The 26,156-nt window shown below is 69.9% G+C and carries 22 protein-coding genes, 1 tRNA gene and 1 pseudogene; 8 read left to right on the top strand and 16 right to left on the bottom strand.

The genetic code is table 11. From position 1 onward, the window contains the following. Window positions 1–138: 138 nt before the first annotated feature. From fbaA to ABT170_RS05000, 6 genes are all read right to left on the bottom strand, one after another. Window positions 139–1,161 (bottom strand): class II fructose-bisphosphate aldolase, encoded by a 1,023-nt coding sequence (gene fbaA / locus ABT170_RS04975; RefSeq protein WP_329942788.1) that lies wholly within the window; start codon window positions 1,159–1,161, stop codon window positions 139–141. Window positions 1,162–1,350: 189 nt separating this feature from the next. Next, the gene (gene pyrE, locus ABT170_RS04980) at window positions 1,351–1,890 is read right to left on the bottom strand and encodes an orotate phosphoribosyltransferase (RefSeq protein WP_329942787.1); all 540 of its coding nucleotides are present in this window, start codon (window positions 1,888–1,890) and stop codon (window positions 1,351–1,353) included. A 41-nt stretch (window positions 1,891–1,931) separates the two neighbouring features. Then, complete coding sequence (locus ABT170_RS04985; RefSeq protein WP_329942786.1) at window positions 1,932–2,726, bottom strand: aldose epimerase family protein; 795 nt, start codon at window positions 2,724–2,726, stop codon at window positions 1,932–1,934. 22 nt (window positions 2,727–2,748) lie between these two features. After that, entirely contained in the window at window positions 2,749–3,741 is a 993-nt protein-coding gene (locus ABT170_RS04990; RefSeq protein ID WP_351864138.1) for an SRPBCC domain-containing protein, read from the bottom strand. A 106-nt stretch (window positions 3,742–3,847) separates the two neighbouring features. Beyond that, a complete protein-coding gene (locus ABT170_RS04995) occupies window positions 3,848–5,446 on the bottom strand; it encodes a polyamine aminopropyltransferase (RefSeq protein ID WP_329942784.1) in 1,599 nt (532 codons plus the stop codon). A gap of 123 nt (window positions 5,447–5,569) precedes the next feature. Beyond that, window positions 5,570–6,091 carry a DUF2617 family protein gene (locus tag ABT170_RS05000; protein WP_351864141.1) on the bottom strand — a complete coding sequence of 174 codons (522 nt, stop codon included), beginning with the start codon at window positions 6,089–6,091 and terminating at the stop codon, window positions 5,570–5,572. Between the two features lie 789 nt (window positions 6,092–6,880). Between ABT170_RS05000 and ABT170_RS05005 the strand changes: the two genes are divergently transcribed. Further along, on the top strand, window positions 6,881–8,065 hold the full coding sequence (locus ABT170_RS05005; protein WP_351864144.1) for a pyridoxal phosphate-dependent aminotransferase: 1,185 nt from the start codon (window positions 6,881–6,883) through the stop codon (window positions 8,063–8,065). A gap of 109 nt (window positions 8,066–8,174) precedes the next feature. Here the strand turns inward: ABT170_RS05005 and ABT170_RS05010 are convergent, their stop codons facing one another. Further along, the gene (locus ABT170_RS05010; RefSeq protein WP_329942781.1) at window positions 8,175–8,738 is read right to left on the bottom strand and encodes a YbjN domain-containing protein; all 564 of its coding nucleotides are present in this window, start codon (window positions 8,736–8,738) and stop codon (window positions 8,175–8,177) included. Between the two features lie 138 nt (window positions 8,739–8,876). Continuing rightward, window positions 8,877–11,462 carry an ATP-dependent chaperone ClpB gene (clpB, locus tag ABT170_RS05015; protein ID WP_351864147.1) on the bottom strand — a complete coding sequence of 862 codons (2,586 nt, stop codon included), beginning with the start codon at window positions 11,460–11,462 and terminating at the stop codon, window positions 8,877–8,879. Between the two features lie 364 nt (window positions 11,463–11,826). Here clpB and ABT170_RS05020 point away from each other — a divergent pair, with 364 nt between their 5' ends. Beyond that, window positions 11,827–12,228 carry a pyridoxamine 5'-phosphate oxidase family protein gene (locus ABT170_RS05020; protein WP_351864150.1) on the top strand — a complete coding sequence of 134 codons (402 nt, stop codon included), beginning with the start codon at window positions 11,827–11,829 and terminating at the stop codon, window positions 12,226–12,228. A gap of 108 nt (window positions 12,229–12,336) precedes the next feature. On the opposite strand, the gene ABT170_RS05025 is transcribed toward ABT170_RS05020, so the two are convergent. Together ABT170_RS05025 and ABT170_RS05030 are read right to left on the bottom strand one after the other, a co-directional pair. Beyond that, a complete protein-coding gene (locus ABT170_RS05025) occupies window positions 12,337–12,657 on the bottom strand; it encodes a Rieske (2Fe-2S) protein (RefSeq protein ID WP_266922404.1) in 321 nt (106 codons plus the stop codon). After that, window positions 12,654–12,950, bottom strand: a complete 297-nt coding sequence (locus ABT170_RS05030; protein ID WP_329942778.1) for a hypothetical protein — start codon at window positions 12,948–12,950, stop codon at window positions 12,654–12,656. Before ABT170_RS05030 ends, ABT170_RS05025 begins: the two co-directional genes overlap by 4 nt. A gap of 110 nt (window positions 12,951–13,060) precedes the next feature. On the opposite strand from ABT170_RS05030, the gene ABT170_RS05035 reads away from it, so the two are divergent. After that, a complete protein-coding gene (locus ABT170_RS05035; RefSeq protein WP_329942777.1) occupies window positions 13,061–14,062 on the top strand; it encodes a helix-turn-helix transcriptional regulator in 1,002 nt (333 codons plus the stop codon). 98 nt (window positions 14,063–14,160) lie between these two features. Here ABT170_RS05035 and ABT170_RS05040 read toward each other — a convergent pair whose 3' ends face one another. The 4 genes from ABT170_RS05040 to dnaK all read right to left on the bottom strand — a co-directional run bounded on the left by ABT170_RS05040 (window position 14,161) and on the right by dnaK (window position 18,384). Further along, on the bottom strand, window positions 14,161–14,607 hold the full coding sequence (locus ABT170_RS05040; RefSeq protein ID WP_266922401.1) for a heat shock protein transcriptional repressor HspR: 447 nt from the start codon (window positions 14,605–14,607) through the stop codon (window positions 14,161–14,163). Window position 14,608: 1 nt separating this feature from the next. After that, window positions 14,609–15,796 carry a molecular chaperone DnaJ gene (gene dnaJ, locus ABT170_RS05045; RefSeq protein ID WP_329942776.1) on the bottom strand — a complete coding sequence of 396 codons (1,188 nt, stop codon included), beginning with the start codon at window positions 15,794–15,796 and terminating at the stop codon, window positions 14,609–14,611. A 93-nt stretch (window positions 15,797–15,889) separates the two neighbouring features. Beyond that, window positions 15,890–16,540 carry a nucleotide exchange factor GrpE gene (gene grpE / locus ABT170_RS05050; protein WP_329942775.1) on the bottom strand — a complete coding sequence of 217 codons (651 nt, stop codon included), beginning with the start codon at window positions 16,538–16,540 and terminating at the stop codon, window positions 15,890–15,892. After that, a complete protein-coding gene (dnaK, locus tag ABT170_RS05055; RefSeq protein WP_266922399.1) occupies window positions 16,537–18,384 on the bottom strand; it encodes a molecular chaperone DnaK in 1,848 nt (615 codons plus the stop codon). The genes grpE and dnaK overlap by 4 nt, the downstream gene beginning before the upstream one ends. A 385-nt stretch (window positions 18,385–18,769) precedes the next feature. On the opposite strand from dnaK, the gene ABT170_RS05060 reads away from it, so the two are divergent. The 3 genes from ABT170_RS05060 (at window position 18,770) to ABT170_RS05070 (ending at window position 23,221) form a co-directional block, all read left to right on the top strand. Next, the gene (locus ABT170_RS05060) at window positions 18,770–19,504 is read left to right on the top strand and encodes a sugar transferase (RefSeq protein ID WP_329942774.1); all 735 of its coding nucleotides are present in this window, start codon (window positions 18,770–18,772) and stop codon (window positions 19,502–19,504) included. An 81-nt stretch (window positions 19,505–19,585) separates the two neighbouring features. Further along, complete coding sequence (locus tag ABT170_RS05065; protein WP_351864156.1) at window positions 19,586–21,853, top strand: heterodisulfide reductase-related iron-sulfur binding cluster; 2,268 nt, start codon at window positions 19,586–19,588, stop codon at window positions 21,851–21,853. 411 nt (window positions 21,854–22,264) lie between these two features. Further along, a complete protein-coding gene (locus ABT170_RS05070; protein WP_329942772.1) occupies window positions 22,265–23,221 on the top strand; it encodes a Yip1 family protein in 957 nt (318 codons plus the stop codon). 86 nt (window positions 23,222–23,307) lie between these two features. Here the strand turns inward: ABT170_RS05070 and ABT170_RS05075 are convergent, their stop codons facing one another. Both ABT170_RS05075 and dcd read right to left on the bottom strand, forming a co-directional pair. Beyond that, window positions 23,308–23,805, bottom strand: coding sequence for a phosphoribosyltransferase (locus ABT170_RS05075; protein WP_329942771.1), 498 nt, complete (start codon window positions 23,803–23,805; stop codon window positions 23,308–23,310). Window positions 23,806–23,815: 10 nt separating this feature from the next. After that, window positions 23,816–24,391 (bottom strand): dCTP deaminase, encoded by a 576-nt coding sequence (dcd, locus tag ABT170_RS05080; protein WP_266922394.1) that lies wholly within the window; start codon window positions 24,389–24,391, stop codon window positions 23,816–23,818. A 543-nt stretch (window positions 24,392–24,934) separates the two neighbouring features. On the opposite strand from dcd, the gene ABT170_RS05085 reads away from it, so the two are divergent. Both ABT170_RS05085 and ABT170_RS05090 read left to right on the top strand, forming a co-directional pair. After that, window positions 24,935–25,008: transfer RNA gene (locus ABT170_RS05085), tRNA-Gly, on the top strand. A 382-nt stretch (window positions 25,009–25,390) separates the two neighbouring features. After that, window positions 25,391–25,761 (top strand): annotated as a pseudogene (locus ABT170_RS05090) (helix-turn-helix domain-containing protein); the annotation flags it as partial. Window positions 25,762–26,156: the final 395 nt, after the last annotated feature.

A 26,156-nucleotide genomic window follows, 5' to 3' on the forward strand; every position in this document is an offset into this window, starting at 1 on the left:
TCCGTCCGGCCTGGTTACGCGCGTGGAGGCTGCTGGACGTCGGCTGGACGAGGTCGTGGAGGACGCCGCGCGGGGTGCGGTGGAGCGGCTGCCCGGCACCCCAAGGGGTACCGGGCCCACGCCGGATGTCCGTACGGACTACTTCAGCTTCGTACCGGTGGAGCGCAGGTTCGCGCAGGCCTCGGTGACACGCTTGGCCATGCCACCCTCGGCGGACTTGCCCCAGCTGCGCGGGTCGTAGACCTTCTTGTTGCCGACCTCGCCGTCGACCTTCAGGACGCCGTCGTAGTTGCGGAACACGTGGTCCACGATCGGCCGGGTGAAGGCGTACTGGGTGTCGGTGTCGAGGTTCATCTTCACGACGCCGTTCTCCAGCGCGGTGGCGATCTCCTGCTCGGTGGAGCCGGAGCCGCCGTGGAAGACGAAGTCGAAGGGGGACGCCTTGCCGTACTTGGCGCCGACACCCTCCTGGAGGTCCTTCAGCAGCTCGGGACGGAGCACGACGTTGCCCGGCTTGTAGACGCCGTGGACATTGCCGAAGGAGGCGGCCAGCAGGTAGCGGCCCTTCTCGCCCAGGCCGAGCGCCTCGGCGGTGCGCAGCGCGTCGTCGACGGTCGTGTACAGCTCGTCGTTGATCTCGTGCGTGACGCCGTCCTCCTCGCCACCGGTCGGGGTGATCTCGACCTCAAGAATGATCTTGGCGGCGGCGGCCTTGGCGAGCAGCTCCTGACCGATGGCCAGGTTGTCGGCGAGGGTCTCGGCCGAGCCGTCCCACATGTGCGACTGGAACAGCGGGTTCAGACCCTTGGCGACACGCTCCGCGGAGATGTCGAGCAGCGGACGGACGTAACCGTCCAGCTTGTCCTTGGGGCAGTGGTCGGTGTGCAGCGCGACCGTGATGTCGTACTTGGCGGCGACGATGTGCGCGAACTCGGCCAGGGCCACGGCGCCCGTCACCATGTCCTTGTTGTACTGGCCGCCCAGGAACTCCGCCCCACCGGTGGAGATCTGGACGATGCCGTCGCTCTCCGCCTCCGCGAAGCCGCGCAGTGCAGCGTGCAGGGTCTGGGTCGAGGTCACATTGATGGCCGGGTAGGCGAACTTGCCTGCCTTCGCCCGGTCGAGCATCTCGGCGTAGACCTCGGGGGTTGCGATGGGCATCTGACCGCTCCTTGGGATGTGCGGGTGTGCAGTGCTGGTCCCTGACCTGGGGGCGACGTCATCGTCGCCCCCATCTTCCCAGACTCTTCGTCCGGCTCCACCCGGAGGACCCTCACGAGTACGGGTACGGGGTGGGCGGTTTCACGTGAAACCGCCCACCCCGTAGAAAAACCGCAGGTCAGACCCGTATCAGCCCAGATCGAGGTCGGCCACCGAGTAGACCTGGACATAGGGCAGGCCCGCCTCGGCGATGGCCTGGGCCGCACCGCGCTCCACGATCACGGCGACACCGACGACCTCACCGCCCGCCTCGCGCACCGCCTCGACGGCCGTCAGCGGCGAGCCACCGGTGGTCGAGGTGTCCTCGACGACGAGGCAGCGGCGGCCCTTCACCTCGGTGCCCTCGATCCGGCGCTGCATGCCGTGCGCCTTCTGCGCCTTACGGACGACGAACGCGTCCAGGCTCCGGCCGCGCGCCGCGGAGGCGTGCAGCATCGACGTGGCCACCGGGTCGGCACCCAGCGTCAGGCCGCCGACGCAGTCGTAGTCCAGGTCGGCGGTGGCGTCGAGCATGACCTGTCCGGCCATCGGCGCGGCCGTGCCGTCCAGCGTGATCCGGCGCAGGTCGATGTACCAGTCGGCTTCCAGCCCCGAGGAGAGGGTCACCTTGCCGTGCACCACGGCCTTGTCCTTGATCTGCTGGAGCAGCTCAGCGCGTACGTCAGTCATGTCAACGAGGGTAAGCGCTGCGGCCCACCCCGGCGTACGGCTCAGAGCCGCACCCAGCTCCACGTGGTCGCGATCTCCAGCGGGTCGATCGGGGTGACCAGGCGCGGGGCGGTGTTCAGACCGTTCGGCGGACCCGACTGCGGCTCCACGCACACCGCCTCGTCCTGCTCGTCGTAGATCACCACCCACTCGTCCCGGCTCTTCACGGTCAGTTCGAGCCGCTCCGGCCAGGTGAGCCTCACATCGACCCCGTCGGGCATCCCGAAGCAGTCGTCCCACGGTCCGGGCAGGGGATCGATCCGGCGGCCGGTCGGCAGGTGGTCCCCGCCGCGCTCCTCCTGCCAGGCGGCGTCGAAGGAGAGCCGCACGTCCCGGCCCTCCAGGTCGCGGCGGAACCAGGGGTGCCAGCCGGCCTGCGCCGGGAAGGAGTCCCCGTAGGTCTCGACGGAAAGGCGCAGCGTGAGGGAGTCCTCGGCCAGCTCGAAGCTCTGCGTCACCCGGCCCTGGTACGGCCACGGCTCGGCGAGGTCGTAGTAGAAGGCCGCCTCCGCCCCGTCCTCCCGGGCGGTGTGCCAGGCCGTGTCGCGGCCGGTGCCGTGGATGGCGTGCGGCGGGGCGTTCAGCGGCAGCCGGTGGACCGCGTCACCGTTGCGGAACTCCCCGTCCCCGGTACGTCCGCACCAGGGCACCATCGGGAAGCAGCCGTACCGCTCCCCCTGCCGCAGCAGTTCGGTGCCACCGATCCGCAGGCTGCTGATCCGGCAGCCATGGACGGGGTCAACGGTCAACTCGGCGTCACCGACGGACAGCCGGACGTTCTTCGCAGCTCTGCTCACACCCCCGACACTACTGGCGCCGCTACCTCCGGCGACGCAGTGCCCGGCCCAGGACGACGGCGGAGGCGATCGCGAGGGCCGCCGCCGGGGCGACCCAGCGCAGGGCGGTCCCCGCACCGTGCGCGTCGGGCGAGGGCACCGGGGCGTACCGGCCGCGCGGCGGCGCGTGGTCGACCTCCTCGGCGCTGCGTCCGATCATGGTGCGCCGGGCGTGTGCGGCCTCGGCCGGGGGCTCGTCGGGCACGGTGAACTCCACTTCGGCTACGGGGTCGAGCGAGGGCGGCGGCACGGGCGCGTCGAACACGGACCCCTTGCCGGCGGCCGGGGACCGGCCCCCGGCGTCATCGGACTCGGAGTCGTCATCGGCGTCGGCGTCGGCGTCGGGGCTGTCAGCGTCATCGACGGCATCGCCCGGTTCATCGACGTCGTCGTGCAGGGCCTCGGCACGCAGATCCTCGTCGTCCTCCGCACCGGGCCGTTCCGCGTCGGCCGCGTCCGCCGCGGGCCCGGGGGACGGCTCCGCCTCCGTGCCCGCCTCCGTGCCCGCCTCCGTCGCGGGCGGCTTCTCTCCCTCCCCGTGGGAGGCCAGCGTCTCCGTCACCAGCTGCTGCGTAAAGCGGTCCAGCAACCGGTGGGCCGCCGCCAGGGCCGCCGCCGGGTCCAGCTCCTTCAGCCGGCCGTCACCGCTCGCGGACCCCGTGAAGAGGAGGGTCGTACCGCCGTCGGTCTCCGTGAGGCCGATGGTCAGCTCCAGCGTGACCGCACCGGTGCCCCGGGCCTCCGCCCCCTCCCCGGTCACCGAGACGCGGTCCCCGTCCGGGCCGGACAGCGACAGCGCGCCCCGGTACGTGATCGTGTGGCCGCCGACCCGGATCTTCAGGCGGCCGGCCAGCGGCCCGGCCGTCTCCTCGGCGTCCTGCTGGAGGCCGGGTACGCAGCGGGCGACACGGGCGGGATCGCCCAGCGTCCGCCGAAGGGACGGGGCCATCACCGGAACGAACACCTCATGCTCCATGGAAACCGAGCCTACTCAGCCCCGGCCGGTACGTCAGCGCTTCCGCACCCGGCACCACCCGGAACGGGCCCGCCCCCCGGGGCCGCTCGCGGACCCTCCCCGGAGGTCATGTCTCCTCCCAGTACCGCGGATGGATCAGGGTCGACGGTGGCTGCCCCTTCACCCGTACGTGCTCCGCCGACCGCCCCGCCTCCCGCAGCTCGCGCTCCCCCAGCGACCGCAGCCCCGGCGCCCCGGCGGCCAGGCCCAGCGGCGGCACCGCGCCCGGGGAGGCCAGCACGAAGCCCCAGTCCCGCGGGGCGGGCCCCTCTCCGTCGTAGCGGTCCGGGCCCGCGGCGATGCCGGAGAGCCTGCCGGTGACGCGGTACGGCCGGGCCGCGAGGCCTCCCGCCCGGACCGAGGCCTCCACCGTCCAGTACGTCTGCCCCCGGCTGCCCGGCGACCCCGCGTGCACCACCAGCCGCCCGCCCGGCGCGAGGGCCTCGCCGACCAGGCCGTAGAACTCCGCGGAATAGAGCTTCGTGCTCGCCGTGATGCCCGGGTCCGGGAGGTCGGAGATCACCACGTCGTAGCGTTCGCCGCCCGCCCGCAGCCAGTTGAACGCGTCCGCGCCGACCGCGGTGAGGCGCGGATCGCGGTAGGCGTGTCCGTTGAGGCCGCGGAGCGCGGGGTCCGTACGGGCCAACCGGGTGACGGCCGGGTCCAGCTCGACGACCGTGACCTCCCGGACGTCCCGGTAGCGCAGCACCTCGCGGGCGGCGAGCCCGTCGCCGCCGCCCAGGATCAGGACCCGCTCGTGGCGTCCGTTCATCGCCGGGTGCACCAGCGCCTCGTGGTAGCGGTACTCGTCGCGGGCGCTGGCCCGCAGGCGCCCGTCCAGATACAGGCCGAGGGAGTCGCGGCCGGTCCCGGTGAGCACGACCTCCTGCACCCCGGTCCGCACGGCGACCCGAACCTGGTCCCCGTAGACGGCCCGCCGCGCCGCCCGCTCGAAGTCGTCGACCAGCAGCGTGGCGCCCGCGAGCAGCCCGATCACCGCGAGGTTGGCGAGGACGAGCAGCCAGCGGGACCGGGAGCTGAGGTCCCGCCGGAACAGCCACAGCACCAGCGCCCCGCCCGCCGCCGCGTTGACCGCACCGGTGAACAGCGCGCCGGTCAGCTGCCCCAGCATCGGCAGCAGCAGAAAGGGGAACGCCAGTCCGCCCACCAGCGCTCCGACGTAGTCGGCCGCGAAGAGATCCGCGACGGCCCCGCCCGCGTCCTGCCGGTCCACCCGCTGGATCAGCGTCATCAGCAGCGGGATCTCGGCACCGATCAGCATCCCGATGGCCAGCGTGAACCCGACCAGCGCGTAACGCGATTCACCGAGCCAGGCGAACGAGGCGTACAGCACGAGCGCGGAGGAGCCGCCGATCAGCGCGAGGGCGGCCTCGATGAGCCCGAAACCCACAGCCGCACGGCAGCGCAAACGTTTCGCGAGAAGCGATCCGACCCCCATCGCGAACACCATCACGGACAGCACGACGGACGCCTGGGTGACCGAGTCGCCGATCAAGTACGAGGCGAGCGCGACCAGTTCGAGTTCGTACACCAGACCGCAGGCGGCACAGACGAAGACTGCGGCCAGCACGAGATACCGGCCGGTCCTGGGCCGTACGGGAAGCCGCGCGGCGGCCCCCCGCAGCGGCACCTGCTGGTCGATCATAATGCGAACGCTACGTGACGAATTGATCGCCATCTGTCACCCACAAGGGTGCAAGTGTCTTGAGGAGCAGCCGCGGAGGGTAATGCGGGACGAGCCGCGCGGGCACCCGGGGCCCGCCCCCGCTCAGAGGGCCGGCACCGGCATCCGCACGCCCACCCGGGTACGGGTCACCACCAGCTGCCCTTCCTGGGGGTACGCGTGCCAGGTACGCCACCGCACCTGCCCCTCGGTCCGCTGCGCCAGCATCGCGGTGAAGGCGTGCGGGCTGCCGGGGAACGTCCCGGCGAGGCCGTGCGGATGGTCGGCGACCAGCGCAAGGAGCTCCTGGGCGCGCCCGGCGAACGAACCCTCCGAGAGCGTCTCGACGCGCGCCGCGAATTCGTACTCCCAGCCCCCGAGCCGCTTGGCGACGCCGAGGGGAAGGGGCGTACTGCTGCCCGGAATGCAGGCAACGGTCTCCGAGCAGGAACCTCGGTCCTCCTCCAGGAGCACTTGATGGGAGGCGCCGAGGAGCCTCAACTGGAGCTTGGCGTCGGCGAGCTGGAGATCGAGGACGGCGAGGGCGGGCAGCGGCTCCCGCCCCAGCGCCCAAGCCAGGTCGGCAGCTCGGGTATCGGAATAGGCCGTCTGGAGGGTCGTGAGCATGGGTCGGCTCCGCTAACACACATGGACACATGGACAGGGGGCGTCCCCGGGACGACACACATGGGAGTAGGGGAACGCCCGATCAGGTCCAACTGGGGTCCGAGGGCTGGATGTTCTCTAGAGCGAGGGAATCACGAAGTACGCCGCACTCACAGCGTTTTTGCCCAACTTGACGTGGTTTCCATCCCCTCGGGGGCTGCCCGGTTCACCTGTTCAACCCGAACACCTCACGTATCCCAACGAAAAGGTGCCCGGCGGGAGTTCACCCACCGGACACCCGAGGGAGCATCCCCCGCACCAGCCGTCCGGGTCACTTGCCAGGGGCACCCGCCCCGGTCAACTACCCACCGTCATAAGCCATATACTCCGGGTCAGCTTCCCCCGCCGCAGCCGCCCCCGCCGCCGCACGACGAACCGCCCCCGCACGAGGAACTGCTGCTCCCGCACGAGTGCCCGCTGCCGCAGGACGCGCCGCCACCGCCGCCGCCACCGCCGTCACCGCCGCCCGCCCACCAGCTGCGCCTGTCGCCGGTACGGCCCCGGCCGCGGCGGGAGGCGGCCCGCCGACGGAGGCCGGCCCCGACCACCGACGGGCTCACGGCCACGACCAGCACAAGCACGATCATCACGATGAAGAAGGCTCCCACCTGTCCTCACACCCTTCCGTCCCCCGAAGCGGAACCCCCCGCTTCATGTTCATGGCGATTCTTTCGTGCAGCGGGGATGCCCCGCCGCGCCGGAGCCGAAAGCGGACTTGAGCAACTCCAGAGCTTCGGCACAGGATGGCCCATGACACAGGGACGACCGCTGCTCAACCGCCGCCTCACCGAGTTCGGCACGACGATCTTCGCGGAGATGTCGGCGCTGGCCGTACGGACCGGTTCCATCAACCTCGGCCAGGGCTTCCCCGACACCGACGGCCCCGACGAGATCCGCGAGGCCGCGGTCCGGGCCCTGCGCGACGGCCGCGGCAACCAGTACCCACCGGGGCCCGGCGTCCCCGAACTCCGTACCGCGATCACGGACCACCAGCAGCGGCGCTACGGCCTCGCGTACGACCCCGACACCGAGGTCCTGGTCACCGCGGGCGCCACGGAGGCCATCGCCGCCGCGATGCTCGCCCTGCTCGAACCGGGCGACGAGGTCATCGCCCTGGAGCCGTACTACGACTCGTACGCCGCCTCCATCGCCATGGCGGGCGGCACCCGTGTCCCGGTCACACTGCACCCGGAGGCGGCGTCCGGGACCTACCGGCTCGACCTCGGCGAACTGCGCGCCGCCGTCACCCCGCGCACCCGCCTGATCCTGCTCAACACCCCGCACAACCCTACCGGCACGGTCCTCACCCGCGAAGAGCTCGCCGCCGTCGCCGAACTCGCCCGCGAACGCGACCTGCTCGTCGTCACCGACGAGGTGTACGAACACCTGGTCTTCGAGGGCGAACACATCCCGCTCGCCTCCTTCCCCGGCATGCGCGAGCGCACGGTCACGGTGAGCAGTGCGGGAAAGACCTTCTCGTTCACCGGCTGGAAGGTCGGCTGGATCACCGGGAGCCCGGAGCTGGTCACCGCCGTGCGCTCCGCGAAGCAGTTCCTGACCTATGTCTCGGCCGGCCCCTTCCAGTACGCGGTCGCCGAGGCCCTGCGGCTGCCCGACAGCTACTACGAGGCCCTGCGCGCCGATCTGCGGGCCAAGCGGGACCTGCTGAGCACGGGGCTCGCCGAGGCCGGGTTCGGGGTCTACCGCCCCGCCGGAACGTATTTCGTCACCACCGACATCCGCCCGCTCGGCGGCGAGCGCGACGGCTTCGCGTTCTGCCGCGCCCTGCCCGGCCGCTGCGGGGTCGTCGCGATCCCGAACGCCGTCTTCTACGACCACCGCGACCAGGGCGCGCCCTTCGTCCGCTTCGCGTTCTGCAAGCGCGCGGACGTGCTGGAGGAGGCGGTGTCCCGGCTGAAGGGCCTGGCCGGGTGAGAGGCGGCCAGGACCGGAGCCGGACATGACGGAGCCCGGACATGACAGAGCCCGGCCGGTCGGGGACGCGGGTCCCCGGCCGGCCGGGCTCTCGTTCGGGAAGGGGCGCTCAGCCCTCGGAGGGCGCGTCGCCCTCGGCCTTCTCCTCGGCCTCGGCCTTGGCCTCGGCCGGCTCCAGGCCCAGGCGCTCCACGAGCCACTTGTCGAACTCGATCGAGGCGCGCACCCAGCTGACCGTCGAGGAGACGAAGTGCTCCAGGCTGACGCCGGTGCCGATGAGCATCTGCGCCTCACCGATCAGCCGGACGGAGCCCGCCTCGCCCTCCTCGCCCTCGTGGGCGTGCGTGTAGACCTTCGGCCACAGGGTGCGGCGGTTCCAGTCGTCGATCGCGTCCAGGAGGACGGGGCGCTGGTCGAGGTCGTGCGGGCGGTCGTAGAACGTACGGACCGAGAAGACCTGCTGCTCCTCCTCGCCCCGGAACATGAAGTACGTCCGGAACTCTTCCCACGGCGCCGCGAGGTCGCCCTCGTCGTCGACGACGTACTTCAGCTCCATCTGGTCCAGAAGCTGCTTGACGAGGTCCTGGTCAGGGACGACGGGGCCCTCCGGTCCTGCCGCCTGCGGTTCGGGCTGGCCCCCGAAATTAGGAATCGAGGACGGATCGATGCTCACCGTTATTTCCCTTCGTGACGGTTGCGGCCATCCTCTCCCATGGCGGGCGGGGCATGGCAAGCCCCGGCGGCCCCGATCCGCCACAAGCTGACACGCAGCCGGTGCGGACCGGGCCCGCCGGGGTCAGGGGGACCGGTGCTACGAGGCGCGGCCGACGCTCAGGCCGTCGTCGGACCGGTCCACCCGTACGGTGTCGCCGTCCGTGACCTCGCCCGCGAGGATCTCCTTCGCCAGCCGGTCGCCGATCGCCGTCTGGATCAGCCGGCGCAGCGGCCGTGCCCCGTACGCCGGGTCGTTGCCCTCCTCGGCCAGCCAGGCCAGGGCCTCGGGCGTGACGTCGAGGGTGAGCCTGCGGTCGGCCAGCCGCCCGGCCAGGCGGTCGATCTGGAGTCCCGCGATGTGCGAGAGCTCGTCGCCGGACAGCGCGGAGAAGACCACGATGTCATCGAGCCGGTTGAGGAACTCCGGTTTGAAGGATGCCCGTACGACATCCATGACCTGCTCCTTCTTGACCTCGGGCTTGACCAGGGGGTCGACCAGGTACTGGCTGCCGAGGTTGGAGGTCAGGATCAGGATGGTGTTGCGGAAGTCCACCGTCCGGCCCTGGCCGTCCGTGAGCCGGCCGTCGTCGAGGACCTGGAGCAGGACGTCGAAGACCTCCGGGTGGGCCTTCTCCACCTCGTCCAGCAGGACGACGCTGTACGGGCGCCGGCGGACGGACTCGGTGAGCTGGCCGCCCTCCTCGTACCCGACGTAACCGGGCGGGGCGCCGACGAGCCGCGCGACGCTGTGCTTCTCGCCGTACTCGCTCATGTCGATGCGGATCATGGCCCGCTCGTCGTCGAACAGGAAGTCCGCGAGCGCCTTCGCCAGCTCGGTCTTGCCGACCCCGGTGGGGCCGAGGAAGAGGAAGGAGCCGGTCGGGCGGTCCGGGTCGGCGATGCCGGCACGGGTGCGCCGTACCGCGTCGGAGACCGACTGCACGGCCTCCCGCTGCCCGATGAGCCGCCTGCCGAGTTCGTCCTCCATGCGCAGCAGCTTCTGGGTCTCGCCCTCCAGCAGCCGGCCTGCCGGGATGCCGGTCCAGGAGCCGACGACATCGGCGATGTCGTCCGGGCCGACCTCCTCCTTGACCATCGTGTCCTTGGCCGCCTCCTGCTCCGCCTCGGCGGCCTCCTCCAGCTCGCGTTCCAGGCCGGGGATCTCCCCGTACAGCAGCTTGGAGGCGGTGTCGAAGTCGCCGTCGCGCTGGGCGCGCTCGGCCTGTCCGCGCAGTTCGTCGAGACGTTCCTTCAGCTCACCGACGCGGTTGAGGCCCTGCTTCTCCTTCTCCCAGCGGGCGGTGAGGCCGCGCAGCTCCTCCTCCTTGTCGGCGAGGTCGCGGCGGAGCTTGTCCAGGCGCTGCTTGGAGGCGGCGTCGGTCTCGTTCTTGAGAGCCAGCTCCTCCATGCGCAGCCGGTCGACGGCGCGCTGGAGCTCGTCGATCTCCACGGGCGAGGAGTCGATCTCCATCCGCAGCCGGGACGCCGCCTCGTCGACCAGGTCGATGGCCTTGTCGGGGAGGAAGCGGGAGGTGATGTAGCGGTCGGAGAGCGTGGCCGCCGCGACCAGCGCGGAGTCCGCGATCTGGACCTTGTGGTGGGCCTCGTAGCGGCCCTTGAGCCCGCGCAGGATCGCGATGGTGTCCTCGACGGACGGCTCGGCGACCAGGACCTGCTGGAAGCGGCGCTCCAGGGCCGGGTCCTTCTCGATGCGCTCGCGGTACTCGTCCAGCGTGGTGGCGCCGACCATCCGCAGTTCGCCGCGGGCCAGCATCGGCTTGAGCATGTTGCCCGCGTCCATGGCGGAGTCGCCGCCCGCGCCGGCGCCCACGACGGTGTGCAGCTCGTCGATGAACGTGATGATCTGGCCGTCGCTCTCCTTGATCTCGGAGAGGACGGTCTTCAGCCGCTCCTCGAACTCGCCCCGGTACTTCGCGCCCGCGACCATGGCCCCCAGGTCCAGGGAGACGAGGCGCTTGTTCTTCAGGCTCTCGGGTACGTCGCCCTTGACGATGCGCTGGGCGAGACCTTCGACGACCGCCGTCTTGCCGACGCCGGGCTCACCGATGAGCACCGGGTTGTTCTTCGTGCGGCGGGACAGGACCTGGACCACGCGGCGGATCTCCTGGTCCCTCCCGATCACCGGGTCGAGCTTGCCCTCGCGTGCGGCCGCCGTGAAGTCGGTGCCGAACTTCTCCAGGGCCTTGTACTGACCCTCCGGGTCCGGTGTGGTCACCCGACGCCCTCCCCTGCTCTTCTCGAACGCGTCCAGCAGCCTCTTCGCACTGGCCCCCTGCTCACCGAGGATCTCACCGGCCCGGCCGCCCTTGGCCGCGATGCCGATCAGCAGATGCTCGGTGGACAGGAACTCGTCGCCGAGCTCCTTGGCCTGCTGGGCGGCGTCCGCGATGACCGCGAGCAGTTCGCGGTTGGGCTGCGGCGGCGCGACGGTGGAGCCGGTGACGCTGGGCTGGGCGCCCAGGAGCTTCTCGGTCGCGCCGCGTACGGCGGCCTGGTCGGCGTCGACGGCGGCGAGCAGGTCGGTGATGTTCTCGTTGTCCTGGCCCTCGAGCAGCGCGAGCAGCAGATGCCCGGGGGTCAGGTCGGGGTGCCCGTCCTTCACGGCCCTGCTGGTGGCCGCGTTGATGGCGTCCCGGCTCTTGTTGGTCAGCTCGGCGTCCACGTGCGCTCTCTCCTCCTTGCGGTGGTGCTTGACTCGGTTCCGGCGTCGGGTCCGGCGGTCGTCGGCCGGGCGGCGGTGACGGCGGCCGGTGGACCGGCGGCCGTACGGGCCCCGCCCGCACCATTGACTGAATCAACGTACACAAAGTTGAGTGTATTCCGCTCAAGCCTGAATGCGCGCACCCGCGGCCCGGCTCCGCCGCGCACGGCGGCTCCAAGCCCTGATCCGAGTGAACCGCTCACCCCCGGCACCCGCCACCGCACACCGCGCCGTACGCCCGCCCGCGCGGCGCGCCCGCGCACCGGGGGTCGCCGCGTCGGCGCACCGGGGGCCGCCGCGCCGGCGGAATGTCTACGCTTTCGGCATGCCCGACGTACGCAACCTCAGCCCCGAGTACCTGGCCTTCTGGCGCGAGTACCACCTCTGCACCCTGACCACGCTCCGCCCGGACGGCACACCGCACGTGGTGCCGGTCGGCGTGACGTACGACGCCGAGGCCGGGATCGCCCGCGTGATCACCAACAAGAACAGCCGCAAGGTCGCCAACATCATCGCCGCGGGCCCGGACGGGGCACGGGTCGCGGCCTGCCAGATGCACCGGGCCCGCTGGGCGACGCTGGAGGGCCACGCGATGATCCGCCCGGAGTCGGACATCGTGGACGACGCCGTACGCCGCTACACGGACCGCTACGGGCGCACACCCAAGCCCAGCCCGGACCGGGTCGTCATCGAGATCGCCGTGGACCGGGCGCTCGGCAGGGCGTGATCCGCCCGGCCGCGGCGGAACAGCACAACGGCGCCACCGCGTTCAGGTCACGGTGGCGCCGCTGTGTGGGGGAAGTACCTGAGCGACAAGGAACGACGGGGGAATCGCTCAGGCACTGCGGGGGGTGGCGGAGATGGTTTCTGGCTCGAACAGCTCATGGTCCCGCTGGTCGAGATTGACGAAAATCATGCCGTAGCGCACGGCGCAGCGGACCGGCTGCGGAGCGCCGCGGGGGCGGCGGAGACACCGATAGGCACGGACACCCTCGTCCTCCTCCAGCACGACGACGATCGGCTCTCCGAACAGGGTGACCATCAACGAATCGCCACGGCGGGGGAGTGCCGTGAGCAGATCGATGAAATGCCACCCTGAGCGGTAGGCCGTGGCCATCTCCCGCCGGAAGGTGCGGTCATCCGGGGGGATGCTCATGCCTCTGCCGTCACTCGCGGCGCGATGTCCCACACCAGGTCGGACGCCTTCACTCCGGCCGGCGCGGTGTCCCACACCAGGTCCGGCGGAGGCGCTGCCAGAGTCCGCGCCGCCGGCGTTCCGACCGGCGCGATGTCCCACACCAGGTCCGGCGGGGGAACGGCCCGCACCTGCGTGCCGGTCGCTCCGGTGGGCGCACTGTCCCAGACCAGGTCCTGGATACTGACCGCTCCGAGCGCCAGCCCGGCGGAGAAGGCCGCGGCAAGCGCCGAGCGAAGCATTTTGCTACCCATAGTCGGCTTCGTCCTCACTTCCAAGGTTTCCTCTCCCCCGCATGACAAGACGATGGCTCATTCAGGCACGTCAATGCCACAGGATCGATGCATCATGTTCCTGTAGTTTCATGTTCCTGGGGGGTGGAGAATTGATAACAAATAGCACAAATGCGACACATCCCCACTCTGTCACCGCCTTGTGCGAGGAGGGGATACGGCTCTACGCCAGCGCCCTGAGCGTGGGCAAGATAGCCCGTTCCGAGGTGGGGTCAGCGCCCTGTCTGCTCGAATTCGCCCTGCTTCACCCGGATCCGGCCGATGACGCCTGGCTCCGGCCGGTACCTCCGTCCGCCGCACTGACACAACGGCTCTACCCGATCGAACGGGAGATCCAGGCTCGAAGACAGCTCTCGGTCGAGCTCAGCGACACCTTCGAACCGTTCATGGCGATCAGTGCCCAGACGCCCACCACGCACGCGATCACCGTGCTTGAGGGCAAGGACCGGATCAACGCCTCCATCGAGCTCGCCATGGCCGAATGCCGGTCGGAGGTACTGACCATCCAGCCCGGCGGCGGGCGCAGCGAGGGCACCCTCAACATCGCCGTGGAGCGCGGCAACATGCTCACCGAGCGCGGTGTCGGCATGCGCTCGCTCTACCAGCACACCATCCGGCACAGCCACGGAACCCTGACGTACGCGGACCGCATGACGGCGGGCAAGGTCGAGATCCGCACCCTCGAAGAGCTGATCGAGCGTCTGATGATCTTCGATCACACCGTCGCGTTCATCCCCGCCACGGACGACCGCCGGGTGGCGCTCGAACTGCGCCACCCCGGGCTCGTGCAGTACCTCGTCAAGGTCTTCGAGCAGCTGTGGAACCAGGCCGCGCCGCTGCGGGAGGAAGTCAAGTACGAGCCGACGCCCAAGGGAATCAGCGGCGTCCAGCGCTCCATCGCCCAGCTCCTCGTCGAGGGCCATGTGGACGACTCCATCGCCCGGCGGCTGGGCATGAACGTCCGCACCTGCCGGGCGCACGTCGCCAAACTCTCCACCGCGCTGGGCAGCAGCAGCCGGGCCCAGCTCGGTTATCTCATCGCCCGGTCCGGAATCCTCGACCAGGACTCCTGACCGCCCCGGACGCGACAGGGCCCGCCCCCGGAACGAACTCCCGGAAGACGGGCCCTGCGGGCCGGACCCGGACGCCGCGTACGCGTCCGTCGCCCGCCTCAGTCCTTCGGCTTCTTCGGCCGCCAGACGACCAGCGCGCTGGTGTGCTGCACATCCTGGTACGGGACCAGATCACGGCGGTACGAGGCATGCACCTGCGCCTCGCGCTGCTGCATGGCCACCGCCGCGCCGTCCACCGCCGCCGAGAGCTCGGCGACGCGCTGCTGGAGCGCGGCGACCTGGTTCTCCAGCTCGATGATGCGCTTGATGCCCGCCAGGTTGATGCCCTCGTCCTGCGACAGCTGCTGCACGGTGCGCAGCAGCTCGATGTCACGGGCCGAATAGCGTCTGCCGCGCCCGGCCGTACGGTCCGGGGAGACGAGGCCGAGACGGTCGTACTGACGCAGCGTCTGCGGGTGCAGACCCGAGAGCTGCGCCGCGATCGAGATCACATACACCGGTGATTCATCGGTCAACTGGTACGGGTTACGTCGCCGGCCGTCCATCTCAAGCTCCCTTCGCAGCCTGGAACAGCTCCGCCCGCGGGTCCTGGTCCGCGGTCGCCTTCCGGTAGGCCTCCAGCGCGTCCTCGGCCTCTTGCGCGAGGTCCTTGGGCACGTCCACCTCGACGGTGACCAGCAGGTCGCCGCGGGTGCCGTCCTTGCGTACGGCGCCCTTGCCGCGGGCGCGCATCGTACGTCCGTTGGGGGTGCCTGCCGGGAGCTTCAGGGTGACCGCGGGCCCGCCGAGCGTGGGCACCTTCACCTCGCCGCCGAGCGCCGCCTCCGGGAAGGTGACGGGCACGGTGATGGTGAGGTTGTCCCCCTTGCGGCCGAAGACCGGGTGGGCGTCGACGTGGACGACGACATAGAGGTCGCCGGCCGGACCGCCGCGCTCCCCCGCTCCGCCCTTGCCGCGCAGCCGGATCCGCTGGCCGTCGAGGACGCCCGCGGGAATCCTGACCTGCATGGTGCGGGCCGACTTCGCCCGCCCGCTGCCCTTGCAGACCTCGCAGGGGTCCTGGGCGATGAGGCCCCGGCCCTTGCAGTCCACACAGGGGTCGGTGAGCGAGAAGCCGCCGCCGCTGCCGCGCGAGACCTGGCCGGTGCCGACACAGGTCGGGCAGACCCTCGGGGTGCCGTTCTTGTCGCCGGTGCCCGAACACGCCTTGCAGGGCGCCTGGCTGGACATCCTCAGCGGGACCGTGGCCCCGTCGACCGCCTCGGTGAAGCTGAGCGTCACCTCGGACTCGATGTCCTGACCGCGGCGCGGCTGCACACGCGTCCCCGCACCGCCCCGGTTGAACAGGCCGCCGAAGACGTCGCCCAGACCGCCACCGCCGCCGAATCCACCGGCCCCGCCGCCCTGACCACCGCCCTGGGTGCCACCGAAGAGGTCGCCCAGGTCGAAGTTGAAGTTGCCTCCCGCGCCACCGGGACCGGCCCGGAAGCCACCGTTGCCGAAGAGGGCGCGCGCCTCGTCGTACTCCTTGCGCTTCTTGGTGTCACCGAGGACGTCGTTCGCCTCGGAGATCTCCTTGAAGCGCGACTCGGCCTTCGCGTCACCCTTGTTGGCGTCCGGGTGGAACTCGCGGGCGAGTTTGCGGTACGCCTTCTTGATCTCGGCGTCGGTGGCGTCCTTGGGGACGCCGAGGACCTTGTAGTAGTCCTTCTCGACGAAGTCCTTCGTGCTCATCGACGTCCCTCCTTCCGGACGATCGGCCGAGCGACCGGCCTGTGGGCCGGTCGCTGGGCCGGGCGGTACACACCGGGATGGTCGGACGGAATGTCAGACCTCCTCGGTGCCACCGCTCTCCTCGTCATCTGCCTTCTCTTCCTTCGCCGCCGCGGGCGTGGCGCCCGGCTGCGGCTCGGCGACGGCCACCCGCGCGGGGCGGATGGTGCGCTCGCCGATGCGATACCCCGGCTGAAGGATCGCCACGCAGGTCGTCTCGGTGACGTCCGGCGCATAGCTGTGCATCAGGGCCTCGTGGATCGTCGGGTCGAAGGGCTCGCCCTCCTTGCCGAACTGCTGGAGGCCCAGCTTCGCGACGGTCGTCTCCAGCGATTCGGCCACCGACTTGAAGCCGCCGACCAGCTCACCGTGCTCCCGTGCGCGGCCGACGTCGTCGAGCACGGGCAGCAGCTCGGACAGGAGGTTCGCCGAGGCGATCTCCTTGACCGTGACCCGGTCCCGCTCCACGCGGCGGCGGTAGTTCTGATACTCGGCCTGGAGCCGCTGGAGGTCGGCCGTGCGCTCGGCGAGTGCCGAACGGGCCTGGTCCAGCTGAGCCGTCAGGCCCGCTGTCTGGTTAGCGTCCCCGGCCGGGGCCGCCGCCTCCTCCTCGGAGGGAGCGGCGGCCTTCGGCTCGGCGTCGTCGGAGGTGGCGCCGGAGGGGACGTCGGGCTTCTCGTCGAAGCCCGGGGTCTCCTCGGTCACGCCGCACCGCCCTTCGTGTCCTTCTCGTCGTCCACGATCTCCGCGTCGACGACATCGTCATCGGCCTTGGCACTGTCGCCCGGCGCGTCGGCGCCCGGCGTCGCACCGGCCTCGGCGTTGGCGTACATGGCCTGGCCCAGCTTCTGGGAGACGGCCGCGACCTTCTCGGTGGCGGTACGGATCTCGGCGGTGTCCTCGCCCTTGAGCTTCTCCTTCAGCTCGCCGAGCGCGGTCTCCACCTCCGTCTTCACATCACCGGGGACCTTGTCCTCGTTGTCCTTGAGGAACTTCTCCGTCTGGTAGACGAGCTGCTCGCCCTGGTTGCGGGACTCGGCGGCCTCACGACGACGGTGGTCCTCGTCGGCGTACTGCTCGGCCTCTTCGCGCATCCGGTTGACCTCGTCCTTCGGCAGCGAGGAGCCACCGGTGACGGTCATCTTCTGCTCCTTGCCGGTGCCGAGGTCCTTGGCAGCGACGTGCATGATGCCGTTGGCGTCGATGTCGAAGGCGACCTCGATCTGCGGCACCCCGCGCGGGGCCGGCGGCAGACCGGTGAGCTCGAACATTCCGAGCTTCTTGTTGTACGCCGCGATCTCGCGCTCGCCCTGGTAGACCTGGATCTGCACGGACGGCTGGTTGTCCTCGGCCGTCGTGAAGATCTCGGAGCGCTTGGTCGGGATGGTCGTGTTGCGCTCGATGAGCTTCGTCATGATGCCGCCCTTGGTCTCGATACCCAGGGACAGCGGGGTGACGTCGAGCAGCAGGACGTCCTTGACCTCGCCCTTGAGGACACCGGCCTGGAGCGAGGCGCCGATGGCGACGACCTCGTCCGGGTTCACGCCCTTGTTGGCCTCCTGGCCACCGGTCAGCTCCTTGACGAGCTCGGCGACGGCCGGCATACGGGTCGAGCCACCGACGAGAACGACGTGGTCGATCTCGGAGAGCGCGATGCCCGCGTCCTTGATGACGTTGTGGAACGGCGTCTTGCAGCGGTCCAGCAGGTCGGCGGTCAGCTGCTGGAACTGGGCGCGCGTGAGCTTCTCGTCCAGGTGCAGCGGGCCCTCGGCGGACGCCGTGATGTAGGGCAGGTTGATCGTGGTCTCGGTCGAGGACGAGAGCTCGATCTTCGCCTTCTCCGCGGCCTCGCGGAGACGCTGGAGAGCCATCTTGTCCTTGGACAGGTCCACGCCGTGACCGTTGGCGAACTGCTTCACCAGGTAGTCGACGACGCGCTGGTCCCAGTCGTCACCACCGAGGTGGTTGTCACCGTTGGTGGCCTTCACCTCGACGACGCCGTCACCGATCTCCAGGAGCGACACGTCGAAGGTGCCGCCGCCGAGGTCGAAGACGAGGATCGTCTGGTCGTCCTTGTCGAGGCCGTACGCCAGAGCGGCGGCCGTCGGCTCGTTGACGATACGCAGGACGTTCAGGCCCGCGATCTCGCCGGCCTCCTTCGTCGCCTGACGCTCGGAGTCGTTGAAGTACGCCGGGACGGTGATGACCGCGTCGGTCACCTTCTCGCCCAGGTAGGACTCGGCGTCCCGCTTCAGCTTCTGCAGGATGAAGGCGCTCATCTGCTGCGGGTTGAAGCTCTTGCCGTCCAGGTCGATCTTCCAGTCAGTGCCCATGTGGCGCTTGACGGAGCGGATGGTCCTGTCGACGTTGGTGACCGCCTGGCGCTTGGCGACCTCGCCGACGAGCACCTCGCCGTTCTTGGCGAAGGCGACGACGGACGGCGTGGTCCTGGCGCCTTCGGCGTTGGTGATGACGGTGGGCTCGCCGCCTTCGAGAACGCTGACGACGGAGTTAGTCGTGCCCAGGTCGATGCCGACCGCACGTGCCATTTCAATTCCTCCAACTGACTACTTGAGTGGATCTGACTCAAGAATGCATGACTCCCGCCCCAGAGTCAACAGACCTGAGTCGGCTGGACTCAACTTAAGTGCTCACACCCATGACGACCAGGGCTTTCCAGGTCGCGACCCTCGCCGCACACGACCTCGGCGCGCGCCACAGAAGGCCTCGGCACCCCCCTTGACCCGCCCGGCACCCCGCAACACGCGCCGCACCCGCCACCGCGGACCGCACGCAGCGCACCCGCACGGGAGGCCGCGCCACACCCCGGCGCACCCCCCACCCACCATCCCACCGTGGGATCGTTCTGTCACAAAATGCCGTGAGCCGGTCATAACCGGCACACCATCGGACCTCGAACCCCGGGTGGGCGCGATGCAGGACGCGGAACAGCGGCGCGTGAGGCAGCAGAGGCAGCGGCGACAGCAGCAGCGACAGCGGAGCCGGCGGAGCCCGTACCGGCCCGGCGCGCTCGCACCGCGCACCCCACTGCGTACGGCCGCGCGCGCGGCGGCACACACGACGGCGGACGCGGCACACCGCTTCACCTCCCGCGTGACGGCCAAACGGGTGCTGGACCTGATCCTCGGCTCGGCCCTCCTGATCCTGGCAGCCCCGGCCCTCGCCGCGGGCACCCTCGCACTCGCGGTGAAACACCGGTCCGGCGGCGTACTGGAGCGCCGGACCCGGATCGGGCTGCACGGCCGGCCCTTCGAACTGCGCTCCCTGCGCACCCGCCGGCTCCGGCTCGACCTGCTCTCCCGGCTGCCCCACGTCGTACGGGGAGACCTCTCCCTCGTGGGTCCCGCACCGCTGGCACCGGGCGACCCGGGGGCCGGAATCACCGGAGCCAGGTACTGGCGTCATGAGCTGCGACCGGGCCTGACAGGCTTGGCCCAGGTGCGGGCCCGGTCCGGGATGCCCTGGGACGAACCCGCACTGCTCGACCAGCACTACGCCGAGCACCGGGGAACGGTGCTCGACCTCGCCGTTCTGGCCGAGTCCGTACACCGTCCGCTGCGTGCGGCGCTCCGCCGGTCCGCCCGGCGCGGCAAGGCACACCTGAGCGACACAGATCACCGCTTGTCCGGCTACAGAGCCGCGGAATAAGTGGGTAGTGTCAGCACAGACTGATTAAGTTACTGCTTAGTAGTGTCGGATCCCACCCTCGCAGGCCCGAGGAGCCCCCACATGCAACTCGCCGCGATCATCGTGTCGCTGGTGCTGACCGTCGTCGGCGTCGCGCTCCTCGCCCGAGCCGTCGCGCAGATCTACCGTTTCGTCCGCCTCGGACAACCGGTACCCGCGGGCAGCCGCACCGACGACCCCAAACAGCGCACGATCACCCTGGTCAAGGAGTTCCTCGGCCACACCCGGATGAACCGGTGGGGCATCGTCGGCTTCGCGCACTGGTTCGTCGCCATCGGCTTCCTGACCCTGCCGCCGACGCTGCTCCAGGCGTACGGACAGCTCTTCCAGGCGGACTGGGTGCTGCCCGTCATCGGCGGCTGGCTGCCGTTCGAGATGTACATCGAGTTCATCGGGCTGATGACGGTCGCCGGGATCGTCACGCTGATGGCGATCCGGCTGCTGAACCTGCCCTCCCGGGCCGGCCGCAAGTCGCGCTTCGCGGGCTCCAAGGCCTGGCAGGCGTACTTCGTCGAGTACGTCATCCTCGTCATCGGCCTGGCGATCCTGGTCCTGCGCGGCCTTGAGGGCGCGATCCACCACGTCGAGGGCTACGAGGCCGCGTACTTCGTCTCGTACCCCCTGGTGCTCGCCTTCAAGGGGATGGCGCTCGGCACGCTCCAGAACCTCATCTACTTCACCGCGATGATCAAGATCGGCACCTCGCTGATCTGGATGATCACTGTCTCGCTCAACACCAACATGGGTGTGGCCTGGCACCGCTTCCTCGGCTTCCCGAACATCTGGTTCAAGCGGAACGCCGACGGCGAGGTCGCCCTCGGCGCGCTCCAGCCGATGACGAGCGGCGGCAAGGAGATCGACTTCGAGGACCCGGGCGAGGACGACGTCTTCGGTGTCTCGCAGGTCGAGCAGTTCTCCTGGAAGGGCATTCTCGACTTCTCCACGTGCACCGAGTGCGGCCGCTGCCAGTCGCAGTGCCCCGCCTGGAACACCGGCAAGCCGCTCTCCCCGAAGCTCCTGATCATGTCGCTGCGCGACCACGCGCACGCCAAGGCCCCCTACCTGCTCGCCGGTGGCGGCAAGGACATGGAGGGCAACGAGAAGGCGTCCGCGGAGCAGCTGAAGGACGTTCCGGCGGCCGCCCTCGCGGAGGCCGAGCGCCCCCTCATCGGCACCGCCGAGGAGAACGGCGTCATCGACCCGGACGTGCTGTGGTCCTGCACCACCTGCGGTGCGTGCGTGGAGCAGTGCCCGGTCGACATCGAGCACATCGACCACATCGTCGACATGCGCCGCTACCAGGTGATGATCGAGTCCGCGTTCCCGTCCGAGGCGGGCACGATGCTCAAGAACCTGGAGAAGAAGGGCAACCCCTGGGGCCTCGCCAAGAAGCAGCGCGTCGAGTGGACCAAGGAGGTCGACTTCGAGGTCCCGATCGTCGGCAAGGACGTCGAGGACCTCAGCGAGATCGAGTACCTGTACTGGGTCGGCTGCGCGGGCGCGCTGGAGGACCGTGCCAAGAAGACGACGAAGGCCTTCGCGGAACTGCTCCACATCGCGGGCGTGAAGTTCGCGATCATGGGCGGCGACGAGAAGTGCACGGGTGACTCGGCCCGCCGCCTGGGCAACGAGCCGCTGTTCCAGCAGCTCGGCCAGGAGAACGTGGCGATGCTGAACATGGCGTTCGGCGAGGACGACGAGGACGAGGCGACCAGGAAGCCGAAGTCCTCCAAGAAGATCGTCGCGACCTGCCCGCACTGCTTCAACACCATCGCCAACGAGTACCCGCAGCTCGGCGGCGAGTACGAGGTCATCCACCACACGCAGCTGCTCCAGCACTTGGTGGACGAGGGCAAGCTGATCCCGGTGACCCCGGTCGAGGGCCTGATCACGTATCACGACCCCTGCTACCTGGGCCGTCACAACAAGATCTACACGCCGCCGCGCGAGATCATCGCCAAGGTCCCGGGTCTGCGGAACGAGGAGATGCACCGCCACAAGGAGCGCGGCTTCTGCTGCGGCGCCGGCGGTGCCCGGATGTGGATGGAGGAGCGGATCGGCAAGCGCATCAACAACGAGCGCGTCGAGGAAGCCCTCTCCCTCAACCCGGACATCGTCTCCACCGCCTGCCCGTTCTGCCTCGTCATGCTGACCGACTCGGTCAACGGCAAGAAGAACGACGGCAAGGCCAAGGAGTCGATCCAGGTGGTCGACGTCTCGCAGCTCCTGCTGGAGTCCGTGAAGACACCGGCGGACCCGGAGGGCGAGCCGGAGACGGTGGACGCGCCGGAGCCCGAACCGGCGAAGTAGCCGAACCCGTCGGCGTACGCGAGCGGCCGGACCTGCCTCGGGGGCAGGACCGGCCGCTTTCGCGTGCGGGAGCTTCCACGTACGGGAGCAGCCCGCGCGTACGGGCGGCCTCGCGTACGGGCGGCCGGGGGCTGAGCCGGACCAGGTACGCGGTCGGCGGTCGGCGAACTGCGGCGTCCTGTGCCCCGGGGCGGCCGGGCCGCGCCGGGGCAGCCCGGCCGCCCGGGATCACGTTCTCGACGGCCCCGTCGCTGCCCTGCCGGCTCCCTCCCACACCTCCCGGCGGCCCCCAAAGACCCCCCAGCTGTCCCCCCAGGACTCCCTTAGGGGATGTCACAGCTCGGCCGCAAAGGCGGGCGGGTTCGCCGGGCCCCCTCACCACACCCACCCGGACCAGGTACGTTCGATTCCGTGGCTGGATTCAGGATCGGACGCGGCCGGGACAACCGCACGCCGCAGCAACCGCAGCAGCACCCGCAGCAACAGCCGTACGGAGGGCAGGCACCACAGCCGCCGTACGGCCGTCAGCCGTGGCCCCCCGCAGGGGGCAACGGCGCACCGCCGTACGGAGCACCCCAGGGTGCCCCGTACAACGGCGGACAGGGCGGCGGCGGGTACGGCGGCGGACACGGACAGCAGGGCGGCCCCGGCAACGGCGCCCACGGACACGGCGAGCCCGAGTACTTCGGCGACCCGTACCAGGAACCCCCGCACCAGGACCCGTACGCCAACAGCCCGGGTCACACGCAGGCGTTCAGCATCAACGAGGACCCCTACAACGACGCCGGCGCCTACGGGGCCGGCCAGGCCCCCGCCCAGCCCGCAGGCCCGCGCCTGCCCTGGAAGGACCTGCTCACCGGCATGGTGATGCGACCGGGGCCGACGTTCTGGCAGATGCGCGACTACCCGGTGTGGGGCCCGGCGCTCATCGTCACGTTCCTGTACGGGCTGCTCGCGATCTTCGGCTTCGACCAGGCGCGCGACGAGGCGATCAACGCGACGATCTCCACGGCCGTCCCGTACGTCATCATCACCGGCATCGGCTTCGTCATCGGCGGCCTGGTCCTCGGCGCGGTCACCCACACCCTGGCGCGCCAGCTGGGCGGCAACGGCTCCTGGCAGCCGACCGTGGGCCTCTCGATGCTGATCATGTCGGTCACGGACGCCCCGCGCCTGCTCTTCGCCCTCTTCCTGGGCGGTGAGAACTCCCTGGTGCAGGTGATCGGATGGATCACCTGGCTGGCGGCCGGAGCACTGTTCACGTCGATGGTGAGCAAGTCGCACGACCTGCCGTGGCCGAAGGCGCTGGGCGCCTCGGCGATCCAGCTGATCGCGCTGCTGTCGATCATCAAGCTCGGCACGATCTGACCTGACCGGGCACCACACGAAGAACCCCCGGAGCGCGGTGCGCTCCGGGGGTTCTTCGATATCCGCCCCCGATCCGGGGGATGCCCTCAGGCGTCGAGGACCTGCCCGTCACGGCGTACGACGGGCTTCTCCACACTCCACGGGAAGTTGATCCACTGATCGGTCTTCTTCCACACGTACTCGCATTTCACGAGCGAGTGCGACTTCTCGTAGATGACCGCGCTGCGCACCTCGGCGACATGGTCGATGCAGAAGTCCCGGACCAGCTTCAGCGTCTTGCCCGTATCGGCGACGTCATCGGCGATCAGGACCTTCTTGTCCGAGAAATCGATGGCATTCGGAACGGGCGCCAGCATGACGGGCATTTCCAGCGTGGTGCCCACGCCCGTGTAGAACTCCACGTTCACCAGGTGGATGTTCTTGCAGTCGAGCGCGTACGCGAGCCCGCCCGCGACGAACACCCCGCCCCGGGCGATGCTCAGCACCACATCGGGCTCGTACCCGTCGTCGGCCACCGTCTGCGCCAGCTCGCGCACGGCGAGCCCGAAGCCCTCGTACGTCAGGTTCTCCCGCGCCTCGCTCATCGATCCGCCCTCACACCTGGGTCCGATGGAAATTCATGTACGACCGGGAGGCGGTCGGTCCGCGCTGCCCCTGGTAACGCGATCCGTACCGCTCGGATCCGTACGGGAACTCGGAGGGCGAACTCAGCCGGAACATGCACAGCTGACCGATCTTCATTCCCGGCCAGAGCTTTATCGGCAGCGTCGCGAGATTCGAGAGCTCCAGGGTCACATGCCCCGAGAACCCCGGGTCGATGAACCCGGCCGTCGAATGCGTCACGAGCCCGAGCCGCCCCAGCGAACTCTTGCCCTCCAGCCGCGACGCGAGATCGTCGGGAAGCGAGATCACCTCGTACGTCGAGGCGAGCACGAATTCACCGGGGTGCAGGATGAACGCCTCATCCCCCTCCGGCTCGACCGTACGCGTCAGGTCGACCTGCTCGATGGCGGGGTCGATATGCGGATAGCGGTGGTTCTCGAACACCCGGAAGTAGCGGTCCAGCCGCACGTCGATGCTCGATGGCTGCACCATCGACGGGTCGAACGGATCAATGCGGACCCGCCCGGCGTCGATCTCGGCCCGGATGTCCTTGTCTGAGAGAAGCACGTCCCGAGGATACGCAGAACGCGCGAGCCCGCCCCAACCGGACCGCCCCGCGCGCCTGCCGAACCACTCCCCGGACCGCTCGACGACACCCCGGAAACCCCGAGCGCCGCCCCCGGAAACCGGGCCTGCCCCGCTCCTACCGCTCCTCGAACACCACCGGCACCGCATGCCTCAACCGGGCACAACGCGGACACCGGATCAGCCGCCCCGGACCGATCCGGCCGGCCCCGAGCTGCTGCATCGGGAACGACGAGGTAGCAAAAACGTGCCCTTCGGCACAGCGGACGACGGTGCGCTCCATCGACTCCATCAAGTCCCTTCCCCAACCAACCCTTGGACGAAAACGCCACATTAGGGGATGAACAGGACGCCACTCCAGGCGGCACTCCGACAACCCACGCTACGCCCCCAACTCCCGCCCCTCACAACCGCATCCACCCCTCCCCACCCCCGGAAACGACGACCGGCCCCACGACGAATACGCCGGGGGCCTGCCATGGGGTACAGTGTGCGACGATGCATCGCCGATGATCGGCGCGCTTCGCGGGTGTAGTTTAATGGTAGAACATGAGCTTCCCAAGCTCAGAGCGCGAGTTCGATTCTCGTCACCCGCTCCATGATGAAGGCCCTGGTCAAATGACTGGGGCCTGTTTGTTGTCTAGACCAATTTCATGACGCGTGCCATTGGCGTGCCATAAGGGCCCGGGGCCTTTCCGACCTGCACCAATGGCGCGTATGGCGCCCCGACGGCGAGAGCACCGTCGTTGAGCGCCCTATCCCGACATCAACTTCAAATGGCCCGCGTCACATGCACGGTGCGGACACGTTGCATCCCTGCGCGATCAGCGCCGCGACAGCCCGTGGGGTGGACGGTCCGGGCGGCGCAGGCGGCAGCTCGCCCCACGCGCAAGCCGCGTCATGGGTACCGTGCTGGAGACGAACTCTGTACGGACGGACCGGCGATCGCGCCGGATCGTCCGGCGGCCGGGAGGTGTCCTGATGCTGGAGGCGCCGCGGAGATCGGCAAGCGCGTCCGCAGGGCGAGGCTGCGGTTGGGTATGCCGCAGGCCGACCTGGCGACGGCCCTGGGGAAGTCGCAGGGCTGGGTGTCGAAGATGGAACGTGGCCTGATCGAGCTGGACCGGGGCGGGCTGCTCAACCAGGTGGCCGCAGAGCTGCACGTCCATCCGAACGACCTGATCGGGCGCCCGTACAGCAGCTCCCCCGACGACAACCAGTGGCAGGTTGCCGCCTCGTCGATCCTGCGCGAGCTGCGCCGCTACGACCTCGTCCCCGTCTTCGACGGGGCTCCGAGGCCCGCACTTCGGCGACGCCGACCGCCCCCGCTACATCGAGGAAGGCATCTGGCGCCGCACCCAGGAGAAGGCCACCGCTGGCCAGTCCGGCTGGGCGGCCTCCGACGACGCACGGCGGCGGATCATCCACTACCGCTACCGGTACGGCCTGGTGCCCACCACGGCTGCGCCGGCCATCGGCTTGACCGACCTGTACCTCTATCACTCCGCATCCGCCCCGGCCGACGAGATCGACGCGCACCACGACGCCCTGTGGGATTCGCTCGCCACCGGCGGCTGGAAGCAGGCACCCGGTGGATTCTTATGGACACGGCGGGATCTGAAGTGCCGGATCACCGAGCACGACGTCCACCCCCAGGACGCCGCTGCGGGCCGCACCCTCCCAGTCGGCTACCGGAGCCTGGACGTGCAGATCGCCTCTGTGTCCTACGCGCCGCCGCCCGCTGTCC

The sequence above is a fragment of the Streptomyces sp. NPDC001787 genome (genome assembly GCF_040297465.1).
GTDB lineage: Bacteria > Actinomycetota > Actinomycetes > Streptomycetales > Streptomycetaceae > Streptomyces.